The following is a 16,829-nucleotide window of genomic DNA, read 5'->3' as shown; positions in this document are numbered from 1 at the left end:
ATTTGTAAAGGTTTACATTTAATCAAAAAGTTGCATGGTGGGGAATATGAAACCTATAACAGAAAAAGAATTTAATCAGTTGGTGGATATTATTAAAAGCAAATATGGGGTTAACCTTCTTAATAAAAAAGCACTGGTTATTGGAAGGCTACAGAATTATACGGAGCAAAACGGCTTTAAAAGTTTCTCGGAATACTTGGCATATGTACTGACTGACAAGACTGGAAGGGCACTGACTACTTTGATTAACAAGGTAACAACCAACCATACTTTTTTTATGCGGGAGGCGGAGCATTTTAGCTTTTTCCAAAACAAGGTGCTTCCATATTTGGAGGCTACAGAGTCGGCAAAAAAAGATTTGCGTATATGGAGTGCAGGCTGTTCAACAGGTGAAGAACCATATACATTAGCTATGATTGTAGATGAGCACTTTGGATTAGAAAAAAACTTATGGGATACTATAATACTTGCAACAGATATATCGACAAAAGTTCTTGAAACAGCTTGTAATGGTGTTTATCCAAATGAATTGATTGAAGTGCTACCGCAAAAATGGAAGAATAATTACTTTGTAAGAGTAAATGAAGAAAACAGCAAAATAATCAGCAGGCTTAAAGATGATGTTATTTTTAAAAAGTTTAATCTTATGCAGGACATTTTTCCTTTCCGGCGTAAATTTCATGTTATATTTTGCAGAAACGTAATGATTTACTTTGACTTAACGACAAGAACTGAACTTGTGAATAAATTCTATGAATTTATGGAGCAGGGAGGATATCTATTTATAGGTCACTCTGAATCGCTTAATCGTGAAGAAACAAGATTTAAATATATTTTGCCAGCTGTTTATAGGAAAGAGTAAAAATAAAAGTTCAGTCCTATATGAATATTCTGAGAAATGAAAAAAGACTAATGGAAAATGTTGAAAAAAGTCACAAAAAGATATAAAATAGTAGTAGACTTGTTTTGTTTCATCATATTTTATTTGTCTTAATGTATATGTAAAGGCATATAGCCTTAGCATAATTAAAAAAGTGGAGGTGGGGTTAATGAATAATGAAGCAGCAATGGCAGCGGCAGCAGGTTCAATGCTTTTGTTCAGTGTTATTGGCTTAATTGTTGGTATACTGGTTATAGTCAGTGAATGGCGTTTGTTTGAAAAAGCCGGTGAGCCAGGTTGGGCGTGTATTGTCCCAATATACAATGCTATTGTAATGTTGAAAATTGGAGGTAATCCTTGGTATTGGGTGTTATTAATGTTTATACCTGTAATTAATATCATCATAGGTATCATGGCATTACAAGGCTTTTTAAAAGCATATGGAAGAGGCGATATAGGGTCAGTATTACTTGCACTCTTCTTCCCAGTAATATACTTTCCATATCTGGCATTCTCAAAAAACGTCCAATATGTTGGTTAATTAAGACAAGCAAAACGGTAGATGTTCATTCTACCGTTTTTTTTAATTCTTACGACAACGATCACGGTTGCAAATCGCTAGCGATTTAGCTTGTTTTTTGTCTTTATTATGTTTGTTTTCATGAAGATGATGTAAATTAAATAATATTTATATATAGTATATAGTTAATGCTTATACAATAAGTCCGCCATGAAACATACACTCATATATTTTCTTGTCAAATATATATATTTCTTCATACCCGCTAAACCATTCGAAATCACCCTCTATAGCACACTTGTATGTATAGTTGCCTTTTATATATTCACGCGGACCACGATATGGCATATCATATGAAACATTGACTAAAGATTCCTTCAAAAAATCTCCATCAAACTCAGAGGAAATAACCCGTCCACAATAATTCATTGCCCAAAATGGTTTTCCATTTTCCCATATTGCTTCTTCACCGGCAAACTTCTCACCACCAAGATATGTATCTATATACAATAAATCATTTTCCCCAAACTGTAAATCATGGGATTCAGGCCTTGATGGATTGAATTCTGAGCCTTTACCAGCATAAGTTGCTCTCTTTGCTTTTAATAAAAATAGTATGACTTTATCTTCCATTAACTCTTTCCTCCAATTGCTTGTTTATTCTATATTTTATCATATTGAGGCCATAATAGTTCATAAAGATTATTTTTTTGATCGCACCTAAACAATACGAAGCTAGATAAAAAATAAACTAAAGTATTAAGGATTGTATAATAGATTTATTATTGATAAAATACTGCCGAAGGAGTAATTATATTTAGCGGGAACAATTATCTCTGTTCTAACTCTTATTCCAGATCATCTTTGCACTATTCTATAATAGCAATATTTTTGGCCCAGCTAATTTCTCGCACCAATAGTGCGAGTTTTTCATTTTCATTGTATCACACTACTCTGAGGACAACCTTAAACACCGCACCATTATTGGAGCTTTTCGCTGAAATAGTACCTTTATGCTTTTCTATTACGTTTTTACTTATAGCCAACCCCAAGCCAAAATGTCCCTTCTTTCCTTTATAAAATCTATCAAAAATATAGGGAAGTTCATTCTGGTCAATCCCGGGGCCATCATCGCTGATCATGATTTCTATAGTATTGCCTCCAACTAGTTTGGAGCTTACATATATTGTGGACTTTGCATACCGTATACAGTTGCCCATTATATTTGTAAATGCTCTGGAGAGCTTTTCAAAGTCACCGTTTATTACTGAATTGCCGGTTGAAATATTAGATATAATGTTTATGCTGCTCTTAATAGCTATGCCGTTCATCCTCTCAATGCAGCTGTAGATAAGCTCATTAAAATCCAGACTTTCAAATCGGTAGTTTTCCTCGATGGTATCCAGTCGAGACAAATAAAGTAAATCCTCCACAAGATGAGTCATCCTTTTTGTTTCATCAATTATAATATCCGAAGCATTGTTCTTTTCCACCACATCATATTTGATACCCTCTGCATAGCTTTGAATAGACATCAGAGGGGTCCTGAACTCATGAGAAGCATTCTGGAGAAATGTCTTTTGTGCCTTGTCATATGACTCCAGCTTATCCGACATGGTATTTATGTTGCTGACAAATTCCTGTAGTTCATCATCCACAGGCATATGAATTTTTGCTCCGAAATTCCTTTCTGCAATTTCTCCAATATGCTTGTTTAAAGAGGTAAACGGAGCTGATATTTTCTTTGCCACAAGGGATGAAAATATGCTGATTATAAGTGCTGACAAAACAAGAATTATAAAAAGTATTATATTAATTACCAATTGCAATTGATGGACCTTCTTCATACTCGAATAAATGACTATCCAACCGAGGCCAAAATTATTTTTGTTGTGGACAGGTTTTATTACTGCAATATAGGAGGTGCCGTCCAGATAAAAATCCATATATTGCTGTTTGGGTTTATCGTTTAATTGTTCAACTACTTTGATCAATTTTTTCACAATGTTATCAGGCACTGAAAAGTACTCTCCATCAAGTGATGTTATTGGCTTGTTACTGCTATCGAGCAAAATATAATCTGCATTCAGAAGGGACGCCTGTTCACGCAATGAACGATCTAGGGACAAATAGAACTTGGAAGGATCAATGTTTCCAGGCCGGTTTGCATTTTGACCACCTTGAAGCCGTGGATGCGGCCTTTTATCACCTTCACGCGGAAAAAAGTCAGGACCCCTTCTCAAGGTTGTGGATTCTGCACAGGATGCTATGGAATTTAGTTGATCTTTGACATCGGTTTCAATATATAAACGGATTACTATATTGAATACTATTGTTGTAAGTGCTATAAGTACTATAATTACAATAATATTGTATTTAAAAATCCTCCATTTTATGGTGTTTCTCTTCATAATATCAATCCTTTTCTTCAACTTTGAAACCAAAACCCCATACAGTCTCTATTTTTAAGCTGGACCTGCTATCTGCCAGCTTCTTGCGAATTCTTTTTACCATATCGTCTGTTGCCCTAGTTTCCACTTCGCTTTCAAAGCCCCAGACCTTATCTAAAAGCTCGCCTCTGCTTACGGCTTTGTTTTTGTTTTGGGCTAAATAATGAAGAAGGGCAAATTCCATTCCTGTGAGCCCTATGTTTTTTCCCCTGACTTCCGCCTGCTTCAAATCGCTGTTGATTTCAACGTCAGCCAAAATTAATTTTTCTGTTTGTATATCCTTTGTTTTGTCAAGCTCGATTCTTCGGAAAATACTTTTTATCCTTGCCATAAGTTCCATAGGGCTAAAGGGCTTTGTCAGATAATCGTCACTTCCTAAGGTAAGTCCGGCAATTTTATCCGGCTCGGTATCTTTGGCAGAAACAATTATTATCGGCACAGAGTTTTTTTGTCTTATAGCAGAACATAGAGAAAAGCCGTCTAATTCAGGCATCATTACATCAATAACAAGCATGTCTGCAGGTTTTTTATTGAACGAATCCAGTATAGAACGCCCATCATTAAAGGTCTCGACTTCATAACCTTCTTTCATTAAGAAGGATTTAATTATGTTACAAATATTAACTTCGTCATCTGCTATATATATAAGCTTTTTATCAGCCATGTTTATTCACCTCAATATATATTTTATCATGTAGCAAGTAAAATACTATGTTTTAATAAAATGTGCCTTACTTTTGCCGCACTTTTTCTTTACTAAAACATGAGTGTAAAACTTTTTTAGTAAACTTTTTTAATGGAATAAATACAAAAAAATACCGTTCAATTAAATAATTCTTTTGAAACCAGCTATAGCAATGCTTAATGATCTTTAATACAGTTCTGCCTCATTTTAGCGGAGATTTATCTTTGATGATTGAGATAAAATAATATCGGAACAAAAAATTGTTTAACTTAATTTAAGAGAAAGAGGTGTTGTAATTAATGAAAATTACAAGAATTATTGCAACTTCAACAGTTGCGGCATGCTTGATAGCAACAAGCGTATTTGCTGTTAATACCCCAAGTCCGAGCACTTCCACAAAAACACCTACAGCAACAGTAACTCCAGGCAAACAAAAGACGAAGATGGCTAATAGGCAGAGCATGGCCAGAAAGGTCCATAAAGAGTTTCATTGCAATAAACTGGATGAGCTTGTAACAGCCAAAACTATAACCGCTGAACAGAAAACAGCAGTAGAAAACGCAATAAAGGCAGCAAGAGTAGCAAAGAAAGATGTTAAGGAAGCATTGGATGCACTTGTAAAGGCAGGAACCATAACACAGGCTCAGGAAGATGCAATAATGAAGTCAATACCGATGGTAAGGGGCTACAAAGGCCTTCATGGCAGCAAAATGGATGAATTGGTGACTGCCGGAACAATTACCCAGGGACAGAAAGACGCAATAGTAAATGCAGTAAGGACTGCATGGGAAGCAAAGAAAGATGTTAAGGAAGCATTGGATGCACTTGTAAAAGCAGGAACCATAACACAGGCTCAGGAAGACGCTGTGATTAAGGCTATGCTATCTGGAAAAGGCAAGCACATGAGAATGCATAAAGATAATGGCACTGTTAAGCCTTCAGCTTCTCCGACAGCAAAGGCACAGTAGGTAATAGTAAGGAAAATTTCATTTGATTAATTATATCTAGAAGTTAAAAATACTTATTGTATAAAAAAGGGCTGTTGCAAACCATACTTAATCACACCATTTTGTGTAGATTTAAAAAAATAAAGCACAATATAGGAGGTTAAAAGCTATTTGCTCCAGCCTTTTTTCCAAAACATCTTTATTCATATATTATCTTCTCCCTGTACAATAAATTTAGTTATTTGATCAGCAGCTTATACCAATGAACTGCAATAATCACATATAATACATTCCAGGCTATTTAACTATATTTTTTGCCTTTGCTGATTTAAGCCACTCTGGGAATTCTGTAAGTAATCGGGAGTATAAATCATTGTCATTTATCTCCTGTAAATCGTTAAGTTTGAAAAAGTTTGCATTATCAACAAACCTTCCGTTCAACTCATCTAATCTTTCCAGAAAGTCAAACTTTTCTTTGCCTATTCCAATGTATTGCCAGAAAATCGGATAAAATGATGCTTGCCTTAAGGTATCCTTTGTCAATGTTTTATCTGAGTTTGAACCATCAGTAATAAATATCACAAATGCTGGTGTGGCTGAATCTTTATAATATTCAATCACATCTGACATTACAGGATTATATTCAGTTCCTCCCCATGAACACGAAGGCCTTTTATCTAGTACTTCCTTTTGAATAAATGTATCAAAATTGTTTTCATTTACTTGAGGAAGCCGATTATATGAGCTTGCAAAAATCCACATATCAAGTAGCTCATCATCATCAAATCTTTTGGCGATTGGGAATATTCTTTCAACAACTTCTTGGATTATTCCTTCTTTATAAAGCTTTCGCATCGAGCCGGATATATCAATAACTAATCCTACTCTAGAAATGATGTTATTATCGGTTTTTTTCTCTAAAACTATTTTAAATGTTTCTTCTCTGCTTTTTAATAGGTTTATCTTTGGGGCATTTGAGATATTTTTATTGGCTTGTGCATTTTTTATTCTTTGAGTTATTTTTTTTATTAGTTCGGTGTCTGACATTGTAATCCTTCTTTCCTATAATAAATTTAAGCTTCAATAATTTTAGGCAGTTCTATTAAATCCAATTATACCATTCCCTTTTTTGTTGGAAAAGAGTCAGTCTCACCCCAAATAAGTTTTGTATTTTGGAAATAGATGGGCTATAATTGAAAAAGCACATTTAATAACAATTAATTGAAAGGGTGAGGTATATGCTAAAAAGATTTTCGGCATTATTATTGGTTTGTTTTATGGTATTGAATTTTTCAATTGGAGCCGATGCCTCCAAACACAGGGTTAAGTACAGTGAAAACAGCAGGTTTCATGTTTCGGAGATGGACAGGTTTAAAGATTATGCAAAAATAAACAAGGAAAGTAAGGCTAAAGACAATAGGCTCAAGAATCCCCATGCAAAAGAAAATGCAGAAATCAAAAAGAACCTTGAAGAGTATTTAAATGCTGCAGCTCAAAACAGAAACTTTCATGGATCGGTTTTGGTTGAAAAGGGCGGGAAGATAATATTGGCAAAAGGCTATGGAATGGCAGATTATGAGAACAGTATTCCCAACACGCCATCGACACGCTTTGCAATCGCATCAATGACAAAGCAGTTTACATCCATGGCTATTATGCAGTTATACGAAAAGAGAAAACTTAAGCTTGATGATAAGATTTCAAAGTACTTCCCGGACTTTCCGCGAGGCGATGAGATCACCATCCATCACCTGCTTACCCATACATCAGGCATTACCAACTATACAAATTTGCCTGAATATTGGTCTGTTGATCCTGAAAATGTAGATGTCAATGCAGTAATAAATTTGTTTAAGGACAAGCCCCTTGAGTTTAACCCGGGTGAAGCATGGAACTACAGCAATTCGGGGTATTTACTGCTGGGTGTTATTGTAGAGAAAATAACAGGCAAGAGCTTGGAAAGTTATCTGCAAAAGAATATTTTTGCACCTCTTAAAATGAAGAACACAGGTGTGATATATAAGAATGACAAAAAAATGATTGATACTGTGGGATATATTGGGTATCTTGATATTGAGCCTATTGATGATACACTTACGGCAAAAACCGTCTTTGGTGCGGGATACTTATACTCAACCATTGAAGATATGTATATCTGGGATAGGGCATTATATACTTGTAAGCTTGTAAGTAAAAAGACAATGGACATTATATTTACACCTCATGTGGATACAAAGCTGATAGGCAATTATGGATACGGTTGGGTTATAAACGGTGAAGGCACCGATAAGGAAATATTTCATGATGGTGCACTGCTGGGGTTTAGCTCCATTATTTCAAGATATGTTGAAAGGAATACCGGTATTATAATCTTAAGCAATAAAAATCATACCGGATCAAGCGTATTTAAAATCAAGGATGATATAAACTCAATATTGCTTGGAAAAGAAGTTGAGCTCCCGGCTCCCAAGAAATCAATAACGCTGGATTCAGCAGTAATAGATGGGCTTGTAGGCAACTATGAAGCAGCACCGGGCGTGAATTTCACAATAACCAGGGAAGACAACCGTGTCTATGCACAGATAACCGGACAGGGAAAAGTAGAGATATTCCCCCAATCTGATACCAGCTTCTTCTACAGGATTGTTGATGCAGAAATAATTTTTGTAAAGGATAATAATGGTCAGGTAGCAGGATTGATACTCCATCAATTAGGGGTTGATATTCCGGCAAAAAAGATTACTGATGAAAGTACTCAAGCCGCACATCAGGCTGCATAAAATATATATCAAGCACAATATTTCAGATAACGAACTGTAAATCTAGTTATATACAGTTCGTTATCTATAAAAGGATGGCGGGGATGTTCGAATTTATTGATGTTGAATTCAAAGGTATATTGGATTTGCCTGAACTAACAATTGAAGGTGGCAAAATTACAAGCCTTATCGGTGAGAGCGGCAGCGGAAAATCAACGGTTCTGAGGCTTCTTAATAAACTTATCTCCCCTACAAAGGGAAAGATATTATATAAAGGGATGGATCTTGGAAGCATTAATTCCGTTGTCCACCGAAGGAAGGTCACTATGCTGTCTCAAAAGTCCGTTGTTTTTGAGGGAAGCATCAGGGATAATCTTTCTATAGGGCTCAGGTTTCAGGAATTAGAACAGCCGACAGATGCCAACTGTAATAATATATTGCAGAGAGTTAAGCTTGAGAAGGATCTCGACAGTCCCGCCAACATCCTTTCTGGAGGAGAAAAACAGAGGCTTGCCATTGGAAGGGTGCTGCTATTAAATCCGGATGTATATCTTTTGGATGAACCTTCATCAGCACTGGATGATGCAACAGAGGAAGCGATTATACAAATGATAGCACAAGAATCGGCCAGCAAGAATAAGACTATCGTAATGGTCACCCATTCAAAAGCAGTTGCTGAAAAATATTCCCATACCATTATTGAAATATCAAGGGGCAGGATTAAGGGGAGGTTTGATAATGGGCGGAATAATTAATCTCACTGCCATCCAGGTTGGTTTGGCATATATATTTGTTTTGATAGTTCTTATCATATTAAGGGTAAGGGGCATTAAAAAAGAAAAAGAGATTTTCATATCATCTGTGAGAATGAGTCTTCAGCTAATCCTTACAGGATATATACTGGTATATATTTTTGATAATCCCAATCCCTTCGTAACGTCAGCAATAATTGTGATTATGGAGGCATTTGCGGTATTTACAGTGTTAAAAAAGTATAAGGGAAAGCTCTCAAAACCCTTAATGAAGGTAATTGCCCTTTCGCTTTCAGTAGGCACTCTTTCATGTCTCTTATACTTTTTACTTGTTGTCGTCCGTATTTCACCATGGTATAATCCTCAGTATTTTATACCCATTGCAGGAATGATCATCGGTAACTCTATGACAGGAGTGTCTTTAGCTGTAAAATCTCTTACAGAGGGTATGACAATACAAAGGGATTTGGTAGAGGAGGCTTTGATCCTGGGTGCAACACCCAAGGCTGCAACAAAAGCCATAATTGACAATACCTTTGATTCTGCTATAATGCCGACCATTAACCAAATGGTCGGGATGGGGATAATATTTCTGCCGGGGATGATGACAGGGCAGATACTTTCAGGTACTTCCCCTACTACAGCCATAGCCTACCAGATCGCTATCATGCTTGGAATCCTGGGGAGCGTGGCACTTTCGGTAATTGTAATGCTGCAACTTGGTTACCGTACTTTCTTTAATGAACAGGGCCAATTTTGATTCCTATCAATAATTGAAAAAATAAATAGTTTATGATATAGTTAAACGTAATAGTGGAATTATGAAGGTTCCCAAGGTTACTAATTATTTATCGATGTCTTGGTATGCAGACCCATGAAGGGACTGGAATTTAAAATTCACCCCTTTTTGGGTTTATTATTTTTGTAGAGGAGTCGATATTATGCATATGGCTGATGCATTGATTTCACCCCTGGTAGGTGGAGCTATGGTGGCGGCAACAACTGGAGCAACAGCTTATTCAATTAAAAAAGTACAGAACGATATGGATGAAAAGAAGATTCCATTAATGGGAGTAATGGGGGCTTTTATTTTTGCCGTTCAAATGATTAATTTTTCCATACCTGGAACCGGTTCGAGCGGGCATCTAGGAGGGGGACTGCTTTTGGCAATAATGCTTGGTCCTTATGGAGGATTTCTTACAATGGCTTCCATACTATTGATTCAGGCTCTTCTTTTTGGTGATGGAGGACTTCTGGCATATGGATGTAATGTATTCAACCTGGGTTTCTATACATGCTTTATTGCTTATCCTTTAATCTATAAGGCTTTTGTGAAGAAGAGGGTTAGCCCTGGGACCATAATGGCAGGTTCACTGGTATCATCAATAGTGGGATTGCAATTTGGGGCCTTAAGCGTTGTGTTCCAGACATTTTTATCGGGTAAGACAGAACTGCCTATAGGAACGTTCATCATGTTTATGCAGCCCATCCACCTGGCAATCGGAATAATTGAAGGGGTTGTTACCGCTGCTGTTGTGACATTTATTTGGAATTCCAGGCCGGAGATTTTAGATAAAGCAGCTTCAGGTGAAAAACTTGGTGAAGTACCCATAAAGAGAACATTGATTGGGCTTGGTGCTGCAGTTCTGATTGTTGGAGGAATTCTTTCGTGGTTTGCCTCAGCAAACCCGGACGGTCTTGAATGGTCTATGCTTAAAACTTTCGGTAAAACTGAAATTGAGACAAACAGTGATATCCATAAAATCATGTCTCAGGTGCAAAGTAAAACAGCACAATTACCCGATTATGGGTTTAAATCAGATGATAGTGTAAATACAGATAAAAATGAAAATGAATCTTCACAGGCCAGCGAGGCCTGGCCAGCAGTAAATACAGGAACCAGTTTTTCCGGTATAATTGGTGGTGCTGTGACCCTGGGGGTTGTAGTGCTTGCAGGAGGCATTATAAGTATCATAAAAAGAAGAAAATTAAATTATAAATCAAGGATTTGATCCAATATATGTCAGGCATTATAAATTCATTATATAATATGAGACACATGGATGATCTGGCTCGCAGGGAATCTCCCATACACAGCATCCATCCCCTTATAAAGCTCATAACCACAATTGTCTTTATAGTGGTTGTTATGTCATTTGGAAGGTATGAAATAGTCAGGCTTCTGCCTTTCTTCTTATACCCTGTAATAATTATTGCCATATCGGATGTTCCTAAAGCCCCTATATTTAAAAGAATTCTTTTTGTAGAACCCTTTATTATAGGTATAGGCATATTAAACCCTATGTTTGACAGTCAAACCATTCATATTGGCGGAATTGTCTTGTCCAGGGGATGGATTACATTTGGTTCTATTTTTGTTAAATCACTGTTGACCATTACAGCCGCACTGCTGCTTATAGCAACTACAGGAATAGACAGGCTGGCAGAGGCTCTAAGAATGTTAAGAGTCCCAAGAATATTTGTGCTGCAATTGTTATTGACATATCGGTATATATCTGTTTTGACCGATGAGGTTGGAAGAATGACTAGAGCATATACGCTGCGTGCTCCACAGCAAAAGGGGATTCATAGAAAGGCCTGGGCCTCGTTTGCAGGGCAGCTTCTTATAAGAACCTTTGATAGGGCACAGAGGGTATATCATGCTATGTGTGCAAGAGGGTTTGCAGGCGAGTACAACACCGGAAATGCTTTTAGTGTGAGATTGAGGGATTGTATATATTTGGTTTGTTGGACTTTGTTTTTTGTAATTGTAAGAATTCTTGATATACCTGTACTTATAGGTTCAATGATAACAGGGGTGGTTTTATAGATGAGTCATCACAAGCTTGAAATAAGAGATTTACATTTTTCCTATCCTGATGGCCATAAGGCGGCGGATGGGATTTCCATAAGTATCAGTCATGGGGAATCCGTTGGTATAATAGGTGCCAATGGGGCAGGTAAATCTACACTACTGATGCTGCTCTTGGGAATTATGTTTCCCGATAAGGGAGAGATTATTGTGGGAGATGTGCCTGTAAATAAAAAGACATTGCCTTTTATAAGGCAAAGGATCGGCATGGTTTTTCAGGATCCTGAGGATCAGCTGTTTATGCCCACAGTATATGATGATGTGGCATTTGGCCCCAGAAATTATAAGCTTGATGAAAAAACTGTTGAAGAACGAGTGCTTAATGCGTTGGATTTGGTAGGAATAACCCATCTTAAGGACCGTGCACCATTTAAGCTCTCGGGTGGAGAGAAGCGGGCTGCAGCAATTGCATCAGTGCTTTCCATGTTGCCCGATATTCTTGTAATGGATGAGCCTACTTCTGCCCTTGACCATAAATCCAGAAAAAAAATCATGGGAATATTAAAAGGATTTGAACATACGAAGATTATAACCAGCCATGACATGGATATGCTTATGGAGATATGCAGGAGAATTGTTGTAATTAAGGATGGAAAGGTATTTGCTGACGGTGTATCAATGGATATACTGACCGATGGAGTACTTCTTAGCAGTTGTGGCCTGGAGGTACCTCTTTCTCTTCAGAATTGCCCTAAATGTGGTATGAGTAAATAAAAATCATAACATATTGAATTATGTCGTATATAGGTATATAATTAGAATGCTAGTAGAATATTCGTTAGGTGAGGTTCCTATACAAATATACGCTACTGCCCGGAAACATCGAGAGATGCCAATGGGTCAACAGGTACTACCGAAATAAGGTTTTACTTAACGTAGCTGGATTAGTTTTTCCAACGTTGTATAGTGCTAAAGCTCAACGAGTGAAGGATAAATAAAGGCGTTTTTCCGTCACTCTTTTCTGGCGGATTTTTTATTGTCAAGAAAATTACTTACTCATTCTATTTTAACATAATTCAAAGCTAAATTATGGAGGTGAACGGTATGGACTATGACCCTGATAGTAGCAATTACATAGTATCTTTTCCAAGGTTAAAAGGTTTATTTGTCATGCCGTTGATCATAATTTGGTAAAATCCGTAAAGCGGACAAATAAACCCTCGCTTGCTTGTTCTATTATTTAAAAAGAGGGTGATTGTATGATTGAAATCTTCAAATCAGTTAATAACGAGATAGTACACACAACTACATTTGATGAAGGGGTGTGGGTGAATCTGGTCAACCCCAGTGAAGAAGAAATTGAAAAAGTGAGAAGTGCTCTAAATGTTGAGGTAGACTTTTTGAAAGCTGCACTGGATGAAGAGGAAAGGGCCAGAATAGAAAGTGATAACGGACAGACACTTATAATTGTTGACATACCAATTGTTGAGAAAGAGGGGAAAATGAATGTATATACTACCATCCCTCTTGCAATTATCCTTATAAAGCATTTTATTATTACTGTTTGCTTAAAGGAGGATACATTACTAAAGGACTTCATGAGCAACAAGGTAAAGACTTTTTTCACACAGTACAAAACAAGATTTGTTTTGCAGATACTTTATAAAAATGCTACACGGTATTTGCAGTTTCTAAAGCATATTGACAAGACCAGTATAAGAATAGAGCAGGATTTGCACAAATCCATGAAAAACAAAGAGCTTATCCAGATGTTGAAGCTTGAAAAGAGCCTTGTTTACTTTTCCACAGCACTAAAATCAAACGAGATAGTTTTGGAAAAACTCATGAAATACGAACATATTAAGAACTATCCTGAGGATACCGAACTTCTTGAGGATGTAATAATTGAAAACAAACAGGCTATCGAGATGGCCAACATATACAGCAACATACTCACAGGCACAATGGATGCATTTGCATCTATTATTTCAAATAACTTAAATATAGTTATGAAATTCCTTACATCTGTTACCATAGTAATGGCTATTCCTACTATGATATCAAGCTTTTTCGGTATGAATGTTGACCTTCCGTTATCAGGAGGATTTTCGTTCTGGATAATTGCTGCCATAGCATTTGCCATGTGTTCAGTAACGGGAGTTATATTGTACAGGAAAAAGATGTTTTAGCCGTTTTGATATATAGAAAGTGAATATTTACTTTGCAATATGTAAGTTTATATGTTAACTTTTAAAAAAATCCTGCATGAATAAATTTTATGTAGGATTTTATTTATGTCTTAGCAAGGGATTCTATTATTAAATCTTAAAAAATGTTATAAAAACTAAAAAATAGTGTATAATATAAATGCAAATACAAATGCAAATGCAAATCATTATTATTTACAATAGGAGAAGTGATTTATGAATAGGTACTATACAAAGTTATTTATGTTGATTGTAGGTGTTGCTTTATTGTTTACTTCTTGCGGTAAGTCTCCGGAAACTGCCAGCATCAGCAATGAAAAACAGTTTACAATAGTTACATCATTTTATCCCATATATGTGTCCGCATTAAATGTAGCAAAAGATATTCCTGGTGTCAGGGTAGTCAATATGACAGAACCGCAAACAGGCTGTCTCCATGATTATCAGTTGTCTCCTTCAGACCTGAAAACCCTGGAAAGTGCTGATGTTTTTGTAATAAATGGTGCAGGTATGGAAGCATTTATGGATAAGGTTTTAGGACAAATGCCAAAGCTTAAAGTTATCGAAGCCTCAAAAGGTATAGATATCATCAAAAATTCTTCGGATGGGGAAGAAAATCCTCATGTATGGGTGAGTATATCCGATGCAATAAATCAGGTCAGGAATATCGGTCAGCAGTTGTCTTCAGTTAACCCGGAAAATTCGGAAAAGTATAACAAAAACAGCGAGGATTATGTAAATAGATTGGAATCGTTGAGAGACAAAATGCACAAGGAACTTGACAGCATTAAAAACAAGGATATTGTGACCTTCCATGAATCTTTTCCGTATTTTGCGAAAGAGTTTAATCTAAATATTGTTACTGTAATTGAACGTGAGCCTGGCTCTGAGCCAAGTGCAGGTGAAATAGCGGATACTATTGAAAAAATAAAAAGGACTGGGGTTAAGGCTTTGTTTGCTGAGCCTCAATATTCACCCAAGGCAGCAGAATCTATAGCGAATCAAACAGGTGCTAAGGTTCATACCCTTGATCCGATAGTAACAGGTTCAAATGATGGGGATATTGACGGATATATTAAAAAGATGGAGCAAAATCTCAAATCACTGGTAGAGGCACTCAAAATATGAATAACGAAAACAAATTTCACAAAGACATCAAAAATAGTGTAGATCAAAAAAGTAAAGGTTGTAGGGATGCCTGCTGCGGGTTTTGCTGTACAAAACTAAAAGAATTTGGGGTAACTATAGGAAAAACTGAGATATTAAGAGATATAAACCTTCACATACACTGTGGAGAGCTTACGGCTATAATAGGACCTAACGGTGCAGGCAAAAGTACGCTGTTAAAGGCCATGCTTGGTGATATAAAGTCTGAGGGGGAACTTAAATATATTGATGCAAAGGGAAGACGCAATGGAAAGCCTCTAATCGGCTATGTACCCCAGTATCTCAATTTTGATGCCGGATCTCCTACCAGTGTGTTGGACCTGTTCATGGCATGCCGATTTAAATTTCCGGTTTGGATGTATACCCCCAAGAAAATTATACAACATGTTGAGGAAAGCCTTGCAAGGGTCAAAGCAGATCATCTCATAAAAAGAAGGCTCGGAGCATTATCGGGTGGAGAGCTTCAAAGGGTCTTGCTGGCACTTGCACTTGACCCTATACCTGATTTATTGCTTTTGGATGAGCCGGTATCCGGAATTGACCATAATGGGCTTGCAATTTTTTATGAGACGGTATCACAGCTTAGAAAAAACTATGACCTGTCCATAATATTGATTTCACACGATCTTGACCTTGTATATCAATATGCGGACAGGGTTATCCTTCTTAAAAAGACTGTCCTTGAGAGCGGTAAGCCTCAGGATGTTTTTCAAAGCGAGAACTTTAATGAAGTGTTCTCGTTGAAGTGGAAAAATATCGGCAGCCATGAAGGGGGGAATACATAATGGAGATTTGGTACAGGATCATTGAATTGCTTCCCTTTGAATGGACAGGGCATACATTTATGAAAAACGCACTGCTTGCAGTTATCTTGATTTCACCTGTTTTTGGCATACTGGGAACCATGATTGTCAACAACAGAATGGCATTCTTCTCAGACGCATTAGGGCATGGGGCGTTTACCGGTGTTGCTATCGGAGGGATTATGGGCTTGGTTCAGCCCCTTTGGTCTGCGATTGTTTTTTCTGTTCTTTTTTCAATAGGAATTGCAATTATAAAGCACAGGAGCAGAATGGCAAGCGATACGGTTATAGGGGTTTTTTCATCTACTGCTATAGCATTGGGTATATTTATTCAGACATCAGGGGGTAAAAGTTTCGGAAAGGCAATGACATATCTGGTGGGAGATATACTAAGCATTCTTCCAAGGGAGATTTTTTTGCTGTGGATGGTGCTGATCTTTATCGCCTTGTTGTGGTTTTTTGTTTTCAACAGGCTTATGGTAGTGAGTGTAAACCCATCTCTTGCAGGAAGCAGGGGAATACATACCTTCTGGAATGAGCTTGTCTTCAGTATGGTTATTGCAGTTGTGGTTACGGTATCCATGTCATGGATTGGTCTTTTAGTAATAAACTCATTTTTGGTTTTGCCGGCAGCAGCAGCAAGAAATATAGCAAAGAATCAAAGACAGTATCACCTTTGGGCGGTTTTGATTTCAGTTTTTTCCGGGATTGCCGGACTCCTGGCCTCCTATTATATTGAGACAGCTTCAGGTGCCACTATTGTATTGATCTCTGCATTTATATTCTTTGTTACTTTTATATATAGAAAAAGATTCGATTAAGGGATGACTAAATAAGTTTTTACATA

At 36.9% G+C, this 16,829-nt stretch carries 17 protein-coding genes and 1 riboswitch; of the genes, 13 read left to right on the top strand and 4 right to left on the bottom strand.

From position 1 onward, the window contains the following. Positions 1-46 precede the first annotated feature (46 nt). Positions 47-862 (top strand): CheR family methyltransferase, encoded by an 816-nt coding sequence (locus VIO64_RS18955; protein WP_331921175.1) that lies wholly within the window; start codon positions 47-49, stop codon positions 860-862. Between the two features lie 187 nt (positions 863-1,049). Further along, on the top strand, positions 1,050-1,421 hold the full coding sequence (locus VIO64_RS18950; RefSeq protein WP_331921173.1) for a DUF5684 domain-containing protein: 372 nt from the start codon (positions 1,050-1,052) through the stop codon (positions 1,419-1,421). 171 nt (positions 1,422-1,592) lie between these two features. On the opposite strand, the gene VIO64_RS18945 is transcribed toward VIO64_RS18950, so the two are convergent. From VIO64_RS18945 to VIO64_RS18935, 3 genes are all read right to left on the bottom strand, one after another. Continuing rightward, positions 1,593-2,033, bottom strand: coding sequence for a DUF5680 domain-containing protein (locus VIO64_RS18945; protein ID WP_331921171.1), 441 nt, complete (start codon positions 2,031-2,033; stop codon positions 1,593-1,595). Positions 2,034-2,344: 311 nt separating this feature from the next. Next, the gene (locus VIO64_RS18940) at positions 2,345-3,811 is read right to left on the bottom strand and encodes a HAMP domain-containing sensor histidine kinase (RefSeq protein ID WP_331921169.1); all 1,467 of its coding nucleotides are present in this window, start codon (positions 3,809-3,811) and stop codon (positions 2,345-2,347) included. A gap of 4 nt (positions 3,812-3,815) precedes the next feature. Then, complete coding sequence (locus VIO64_RS18935; protein WP_331921167.1) at positions 3,816-4,514, bottom strand: response regulator transcription factor; 699 nt, start codon at positions 4,512-4,514, stop codon at positions 3,816-3,818. A 320-nt stretch (positions 4,515-4,834) separates the two neighbouring features. Here VIO64_RS18935 and VIO64_RS18930 point away from each other — a divergent pair, with 320 nt between their 5' ends. Next, positions 4,835-5,503 (top strand): hypothetical protein, encoded by a 669-nt coding sequence (locus tag VIO64_RS18930; RefSeq protein ID WP_331921165.1) that lies wholly within the window; start codon positions 4,835-4,837, stop codon positions 5,501-5,503. A 276-nt stretch (positions 5,504-5,779) separates the two neighbouring features. Here the strand turns inward: VIO64_RS18930 and VIO64_RS18925 are convergent, their stop codons facing one another. Continuing rightward, positions 5,780-6,529, bottom strand: coding sequence for a VWA domain-containing protein (locus tag VIO64_RS18925; protein WP_331921163.1), 750 nt, complete (start codon positions 6,527-6,529; stop codon positions 5,780-5,782). Positions 6,530-6,720: 191 nt separating this feature from the next. Here VIO64_RS18925 and VIO64_RS18920 point away from each other — a divergent pair, with 191 nt between their 5' ends. From VIO64_RS18920 to VIO64_RS18875, 10 genes are all read left to right on the top strand, one after another. Continuing rightward, on the top strand, positions 6,721-8,262 hold the full coding sequence (locus VIO64_RS18920) for a serine hydrolase (protein WP_331921161.1): 1,542 nt from the start codon (positions 6,721-6,723) through the stop codon (positions 8,260-8,262). 83 nt (positions 8,263-8,345) lie between these two features. Next, complete coding sequence (locus VIO64_RS18915; RefSeq protein ID WP_331921159.1) at positions 8,346-8,996, top strand: ABC transporter ATP-binding protein; 651 nt, start codon at positions 8,346-8,348, stop codon at positions 8,994-8,996. Beyond that, positions 8,980-9,753, top strand: a complete 774-nt coding sequence (locus VIO64_RS18910) for an ABC transporter permease (protein ID WP_331921157.1) — start codon at positions 8,980-8,982, stop codon at positions 9,751-9,753. The genes VIO64_RS18915 and VIO64_RS18910 overlap by 17 nt, the downstream gene beginning before the upstream one ends. 181 nt (positions 9,754-9,934) lie before the next feature. Next, positions 9,935-11,005: an energy-coupling factor ABC transporter permease gene (locus tag VIO64_RS18905; RefSeq protein WP_331921155.1), complete on the top strand. Its 1,071-nt coding sequence runs from the start codon at positions 9,935-9,937 to the stop codon at positions 11,003-11,005. A gap of 8 nt (positions 11,006-11,013) precedes the next feature. Further along, positions 11,014-11,823 (top strand): cobalt ECF transporter T component CbiQ, encoded by an 810-nt coding sequence (gene cbiQ, locus VIO64_RS18900; protein ID WP_331921153.1) that lies wholly within the window; start codon positions 11,014-11,016, stop codon positions 11,821-11,823. Next, entirely contained in the window at positions 11,824-12,579 is a 756-nt protein-coding gene (locus tag VIO64_RS18895; protein WP_331921151.1) for an ABC transporter ATP-binding protein, read from the top strand. A gap of 53 nt (positions 12,580-12,632) precedes the next feature. Beyond that, positions 12,633-12,800: riboswitch (M-box (ykoK) riboswitch) on the top strand. A 264-nt stretch (positions 12,801-13,064) separates the two neighbouring features. Further along, positions 13,065-13,994, top strand: coding sequence for a magnesium transporter CorA family protein (locus VIO64_RS18890; RefSeq protein WP_331921149.1), 930 nt, complete (start codon positions 13,065-13,067; stop codon positions 13,992-13,994). 234 nt (positions 13,995-14,228) lie between these two features. Further along, positions 14,229-15,140, top strand: coding sequence for a metal ABC transporter substrate-binding protein (locus VIO64_RS18885; protein ID WP_331921147.1), 912 nt, complete (start codon positions 14,229-14,231; stop codon positions 15,138-15,140). Beyond that, complete coding sequence (locus tag VIO64_RS18880; RefSeq protein ID WP_331921145.1) at positions 15,137-15,964, top strand: metal ABC transporter ATP-binding protein; 828 nt, start codon at positions 15,137-15,139, stop codon at positions 15,962-15,964. The genes VIO64_RS18885 and VIO64_RS18880 overlap by 4 nt, the downstream gene beginning before the upstream one ends. After that, entirely contained in the window at positions 15,964-16,803 is an 840-nt protein-coding gene (locus VIO64_RS18875) for a metal ABC transporter permease (RefSeq protein ID WP_331921143.1), read from the top strand. Before VIO64_RS18880 ends, VIO64_RS18875 begins: the two co-directional genes overlap by 1 nt. Positions 16,804-16,829: the final 26 nt, after the last annotated feature.

Origin of the sequence: Pseudobacteroides sp., assembly GCF_036567765.1 — a bacterium.
Classification (GTDB): domain Bacteria; phylum Bacillota; class Clostridia; order Acetivibrionales; family DSM-2933; genus Pseudobacteroides.
Note: the sequence above shows the minus strand (reverse complement) of the source record. Positions and strands in the feature narration are given on the sequence as shown.

Bases quoted from the DNA above. Each gene is read 5' to 3' on its own strand.
- VIO64_RS18955 (WP_331921175.1), top strand. From the start codon at position 47: ATGAAACCTATAACAGAAAAAGAATTTAATCAGTTGGTGGATATTATT.
- VIO64_RS18950 (WP_331921173.1), top strand. From the start codon at position 1,050: ATGAATAATGAAGCAGCAATGGCAGCGGCAGCAGGTTCAATGCTTTTG.
- VIO64_RS18945 (WP_331921171.1), bottom strand. From the start codon at position 2,033: ATGGAAGATAAAGTCATACTATTTTTATTAAAAGCAAAGAGAGCAACT.
- VIO64_RS18940 (WP_331921169.1), bottom strand. From the start codon at position 3,811: ATGAAGAGAAACACCATAAAATGGAGGATTTTTAAATACAATATTATT.
- VIO64_RS18935 (WP_331921167.1), bottom strand. From the start codon at position 4,514: ATGGCTGATAAAAAGCTTATATATATAGCAGATGACGAAGTTAATATT.
- VIO64_RS18930 (WP_331921165.1), top strand. From the start codon at position 4,835: ATGAAAATTACAAGAATTATTGCAACTTCAACAGTTGCGGCATGCTTG.
- VIO64_RS18925 (WP_331921163.1), bottom strand. From the start codon at position 6,529: ATGTCAGACACCGAACTAATAAAAAAAATAACTCAAAGAATAAAAAAT.
- VIO64_RS18920 (WP_331921161.1), top strand. From the start codon at position 6,721: ATGCTAAAAAGATTTTCGGCATTATTATTGGTTTGTTTTATGGTATTG.
- VIO64_RS18915 (WP_331921159.1), top strand. From the start codon at position 8,346: ATGTTCGAATTTATTGATGTTGAATTCAAAGGTATATTGGATTTGCCT.
- VIO64_RS18910 (WP_331921157.1), top strand. From the start codon at position 8,980: ATGGGCGGAATAATTAATCTCACTGCCATCCAGGTTGGTTTGGCATAT.
- VIO64_RS18905 (WP_331921155.1), top strand. From the start codon at position 9,935: ATGCATATGGCTGATGCATTGATTTCACCCCTGGTAGGTGGAGCTATG.
- cbiQ (WP_331921153.1), top strand. From the start codon at position 11,014: ATGTCAGGCATTATAAATTCATTATATAATATGAGACACATGGATGAT.
- VIO64_RS18895 (WP_331921151.1), top strand. From the start codon at position 11,824: ATGAGTCATCACAAGCTTGAAATAAGAGATTTACATTTTTCCTATCCT.
- VIO64_RS18890 (WP_331921149.1), top strand. From the start codon at position 13,065: ATGATTGAAATCTTCAAATCAGTTAATAACGAGATAGTACACACAACT.
- VIO64_RS18885 (WP_331921147.1), top strand. From the start codon at position 14,229: ATGAATAGGTACTATACAAAGTTATTTATGTTGATTGTAGGTGTTGCT.
- VIO64_RS18880 (WP_331921145.1), top strand. From the start codon at position 15,137: ATGAATAACGAAAACAAATTTCACAAAGACATCAAAAATAGTGTAGAT.
- VIO64_RS18875 (WP_331921143.1), top strand. From the start codon at position 15,964: ATGGAGATTTGGTACAGGATCATTGAATTGCTTCCCTTTGAATGGACA.